The sequence below is a fragment of the Haladaptatus ordinarius genome (assembly GCF_054177595.1).
This window is the reverse complement of sequence record NZ_JBPEHH010000199.1, coordinates 1-4052: the sequence shown is the minus strand read 5'-3', so window position 1 is coordinate 4052 and position 4052 is coordinate 1. Positions and strand designations below refer to the sequence as shown.

Genomic DNA, 4052 nt, shown 5'->3' with positions numbered 1-4052 from the left:
CGGATAACTGAGCCCGGTTCTCTTTTTTTGTCGACGGCCGAATCGATCCGTCGAACCGTGTAAGAGTATCTTCAGCCGACGTCAGGAGGATTGGTGAGGCAAAATTCTTAGACAGGCTCCTATCCCGCCAGTCAATATCTATTTTTTCTAAACTCGCACTATCTGTCGTTGGTTGTATTTTATCACATAATTGCTATACTTTGATCGATCGCGAACCAGAACGAAGACACGTCTCCTGTCCCAGAGATACTGGTTTTAGGATCTCGACCGAAGGCTCATATGATAAAAACTCGAAGAGTATGCTGATGTGTGCCCAGAACGCTACTCAATGGGAGTACTACAGCCTCAGACCCCCACGTGAAGAGACACAAAAAGAAGCAAGTGATCCAACGGACAAACTCAACGAACTTGGAGCTGATGGATGGGAGTTTGTCGATACGATTGAGTATGAGGGTGGTGGAACGAAGTATCTCGTTTTGAAACGACCTATAGAAGACGAACTGGAGGAATAAATGAGTACCAACGGAAGTGATATTGGGACTGCGAATACGATGCGAGGACGGTCCGAAGAGAGCCGACTCAAAATGTGGGTTCTCTTTCGGATGAATCGGTTCCTTTTGACTGGATTGCTTGCTCTTCTTGTTTTTCTCTCATTTCTCGTCTTCAGTCTCACGCTCAACCCGTCGCTACCAAGCGAGATCAAATCGACAGACACGATTGAGACTATCTTTTCTGCAATGATCGGTGTCATCGTCACCGGAACCACGTTGGTCGTTACAATCAGCCAACTCGTTCTTTCACAAGAAAATGGCCCATTGGGCGATCAACGAAAACGTATGAGCGATGCGATGGACTTTCGCACCTACACAAAAGATTTGTTCAACTCCGTTGTTCCAGCCGATCCATCTGCCTTCCTTGGAGAACTGGCAAATGAAACTGAACGGCGAGCAGAGGTTCTTGATCGACTTGTCGACGAAAGCGACGATGAAGAACTAATCCAGCAAGTTTCCGAATTCGTCGATAGTCTGCATGGTAATGCTAAAGAAGTCCAAGACGAGCTCGAAGGATCCCAATTTGGGACGTTTGATGTTCTATTTTCGGCATTGAATTTCAACTATGGGTGGAAGATCTATCAAGTCGAACGAATGACTGACGAGTTTTCTGATTCGCTGACTGACGACCAACGAATGGCCTTTGATGATCTAGAGACAGCACTGGCTATGTTCGGCCCAGCCCGCGAGCACATTAAGACACTATACTTCCAGTGGGCACTTGTTGATCTCTCCCAATATATTCTCTATGCAGCTGTTCCAGCGCTCATCGTTTCCGGTGGTATGCTAACCTTCGTTGGAGCAGAAACATTCAGCGGTACATTTCTTGCGATTCCTATTGTTACATGGGTCGTGAGCGGGGCGTTTACAGTGACACTCATTCCATTCCTCTTGTTTACTTCCTACATCCTTCGCATCGCACCCGTTGCCAAGCGAACGCTTGCGATTGGCCCACTCATTCTTCGGGAATCTCAACGGTAATAGCCTTGACCACAGGACACCATCTCCATCGATGACGTGACCGAGGGTCTGATAGCATGCACGTGCCCGCATCACGTCCACCGGAACGCCTTTTGCAAACACATGGCCGCTGTCGAAAACGCAACAGATGACGGGACGCTTGAGGCTTTCCCGTCGAAGGACGACGAGGACAACGAAGACGACACTGAATCGGCAGAGTGCGACTGTGACGGTCTCGGTGACTTCCCGTGCTGGCCATGCGTACGAACAGGACGGACAGAACTGCCGAACTAACCACCGATTCAGTCTTTTTTATCCATGGTACACCAAGTGACGGTCTCGGAGATCACCGACCAGCGAACACTGACGGAAAGCATGAATGCTGCGACCGATGATACTCATGAGACACCAACAGCACGCGGCCGATATCGCCGCCAAGCACTTCCTGAAACGCGTGGGACTTTCCTTGAAGGGCGAAGAATGACGAACCGAAAGAGTGTGACTATGAGGGTTTTAGCGGCGTCTCATAATCGGTGAGCCGACTTCATTAACAGTATTCTATACAGTAATAATAGAGATCATTATGGGATTTTGGTGATAAAACCTATGCATGTGGAGCAAGTGTCTATACATAGCAATGGAAATACTACATCGGTTACGCGGTGTCTTTCGTTCAGAAAACCCGTCTCGGCAGACGGAACAGCAGGTACGGGTGACTGGTGATATTTTTGAATGCGAAGAATGCGGTACCACCTTTATCTCGAAACCATCCCATTGTTCAAAGTGTGACCAGAGCGACTTCCGGAATCTCGGCAGTTGTTAATCCGATATCTCTCACCGTTTTCTTTCTACTGATATAGTTTCTAACTGTTGTGATCAACAATACACCCAGACACCGACAGCCCTCCTCGACCAGGCACAACAGCACGCAACAAACGTCCCCGCCGAGCACTTCCCTGACCTGCCGGTCAAACCGATCGAGTGGGAGGTCTCACACCGAGCACAACGATAAGCAGGCATCACGAAGTACAACCCCACAACGGACGAGATTACGATTGCGCTCACCTGGACGGCCTATGAACAGCATGGGTGGGAGCAATTCAGTGCGACCGTGCGCCACGAACTCATTCACGCCTGGCAGTATTACGAGTTCGGCGAGGCGGATCACGGAGTAACGTTCACCCGTTGGACAGACCGCCTCGACACAGCCTAGCACTGCGAACGCTTCACCGCGCCAAAGTGATGGCCCGTCTGCGAGGACTGCGGCGGTCGGATTGCCCGATATCGACGGTTGAAAACCGTCCGCATCCCGGAGCAGTACTGCTGTAGTGAGTGCAGTGGTTCATTCCGCGTTGAGGAGGGCGATGGTCACTGATCAGCTCTCGTTTAAGTAGTTCTCGCGACAAGAAATAGATACGAGGAAGATTTTCGCGAGTTGCAGTGTTCTGCGTGAGTCTGTTCTATCACTCGTGCTCGGACTTTGAACCTGTAGTGAGTTAGTAGATCATACTCAGTACTTCACAAAGCCGGTTAGTTGAGACGTCTGCTTGCTGAAGATGTGTCTAAAACCAAGCAAGCAGACAATGAAATCCAGGAGGACCAGGTCCTTAACTTCCTCGTCAACTCCCTTGACGAGGAAGTTGCTCTCTCCCTCGCTGAAAACGCCAAAATCGACGCTGAAGACATCTACGAGGTCCTCGCCGGCGCGTGCGCCGACGGGACCTCGGTCTCGACGCTCTGTGAGAACAGCGAAGATGCGCCTCACGAAAATTCGGTTCTCTACCATCTTCGCACCAAGTTCGACCTGGAGACACTCGAACAAATTGGCAACACGCTCCTCCAGAAGGACGTTCTCGACGTCCTCCCCGAGCAGGTGGAGGTCGTCGCTGACCTCCACCTGCGGCCCTATTATGGAGACGAAGACGACACCGACGGCCTCTATCACTCGCAAGCGGAGCGTGGAACCACCGCGTTCCACGCCTACGTCACACTCTACGCGCGTGTGAAGAACAAACGCTACACACTGGCGGTGCGCCGTCTTACCGACGGCGACACCGCCAGCGGCGTCCTCGCAGAGTTTCTTGGCATCCTTGACGGCCTTGACCTCGGTGTCAAGGCCGTCTACCTTGACCGCGAATTCTACGATAGCAAGTGTTTGACGCTGCTTCAGGCACACAACCACGAGGGTGTCATAGAACGATTAGCAAAGGAGCGTGTCATAGAATCCATCTCATAGCTTTTCGCAGCCTGGGTCGTTTCCTCGCTCGTAGTTGGTGATTGCAACCACGAGTCGGAGACAGAGCGCAACGAACACTTCTGTTCGTGCGTGCACGCGGCCTCGGGCTCGAACGTGCCCGAGGCCGCAGCCCTTGACCGCGTCGTTGGTTCGTTCAACTCCTGTTCGGTGTTTGTACGTCTCGTTTAGCGTCGATTGCTTCAGCTGAACGTCCTCGCTGTGTTCGGTGATTCGGTCTTCGACCCTGTACTCGATATCGAGCGGGTCGTCAGTGTTTCGCGGGGTGTATGGAGCGACTGGCACGA

5 protein-coding genes and 2 pseudogenes are annotated in these 4052 nt (G+C 51.6%); 6 read left to right on the top strand and 1 reads right to left on the bottom strand.

The window, feature by feature from the left end:
- The first annotated feature begins 305 nt into the window (after positions 1 to 305).
- The 6 genes and pseudogenes from ACR3FF_RS26125 to ACR3FF_RS26100 form a co-directional block, all read left to right on the top strand.
- Positions 306 to 512, top strand: a complete 207-nt coding sequence (locus ACR3FF_RS26125; protein ID WP_458191010.1) for a hypothetical protein — start codon at positions 306 to 308, stop codon at positions 510 to 512.
- A complete protein-coding gene (locus ACR3FF_RS26120; RefSeq protein WP_458191009.1) occupies positions 513 to 1532 on the top strand; it encodes a DUF7972 family membrane protein in 1020 nt (339 codons plus the stop codon).
- Positions 1533 to 1568: 36 nt separating this feature from the next.
- Positions 1569 to 1622: pseudogene (locus ACR3FF_RS26115) on the top strand (SWIM zinc finger family protein); the annotation flags it as partial.
- Positions 1623 to 1634: 12 nt separating this feature from the next.
- Positions 1635 to 1805 (top strand): hypothetical protein, encoded by a 171-nt coding sequence (locus ACR3FF_RS26110; protein WP_175609794.1) that lies wholly within the window; start codon positions 1635 to 1637, stop codon positions 1803 to 1805.
- Between the two features lie 724 nt (positions 1806 to 2529).
- Complete coding sequence (locus ACR3FF_RS26105; protein WP_458191011.1) at positions 2530 to 2724, top strand: SprT-like domain-containing protein; 195 nt, start codon at positions 2530 to 2532, stop codon at positions 2722 to 2724.
- 345 nt (positions 2725 to 3069) lie between these two features.
- Positions 3070 to 3705 (top strand): annotated as a pseudogene (locus ACR3FF_RS26100) (ISH3 family transposase); the annotation flags it as partial.
- A 36-nt stretch (positions 3706 to 3741) separates the two neighbouring features.
- Here the strand turns inward: ACR3FF_RS26100 and ACR3FF_RS26095 are convergent.
- A partial coding sequence (locus tag ACR3FF_RS26095; RefSeq protein WP_458191008.1) for a transposase occupies positions 3742 to 4052 on the bottom strand: 311 nt, incomplete at its 5' end.